Annotated in this window: 1 protein-coding gene; it reads left to right on the top strand. The window is 67.8% G+C overall.

Annotation, left to right across the window (positions count from 1 at the left end):
• Positions 1–190: 190 nt before the first annotated feature.
• Positions 191–382 (top strand): hypothetical protein (locus tag RNB18_RS53470; protein ID WP_311721241.1); only part of this gene is annotated, 192 nt, incomplete at its 3' end.

Raw genomic sequence — 382 nt, 5'->3', positions numbered from 1 at the left:
CTCTATGCCTGCCCGGACCACGCGTTGAAGCTGGACCCCGGCCCGTTCCCCGGAGAGCTTGAGCGGGGCGCGTAGCCCCTCGCAGACACCATCACGGCCCCGTACGGCACCCCGCCGCACGGGGCTTTGTCTGTGCCCCGCACGAGCGAAATGAGGTGTGCCGCGCGGCCTCGCCGCCTACTCTCGGTACATGGCTGATCTCACAGACCCCGACGTTCGGACAGCGTTGCGCAAGTATCAGGACGGGGGGCCCATCAGCGCCCTGTTCGAGACAGGGGAAATCGGCGACAACACGTTCGCCGCTCTGGACCGACGGGCGCAAGAAGCTGAAGACCAGGGCGACCAGGAAGCAGCGGACCGGCTCGGGGACGTCCTCACCTAC

The sequence above is a fragment of the Streptomyces doebereineriae genome (assembly GCF_031845645.1).
GTDB classification, from domain to species: Bacteria; Actinomycetota; Actinomycetes; order Streptomycetales; family Streptomycetaceae; genus Streptomyces; species Streptomyces canus.
Note: the sequence above shows the minus strand (reverse complement) of the source record. Positions and strands in the feature narration are given on the sequence as shown.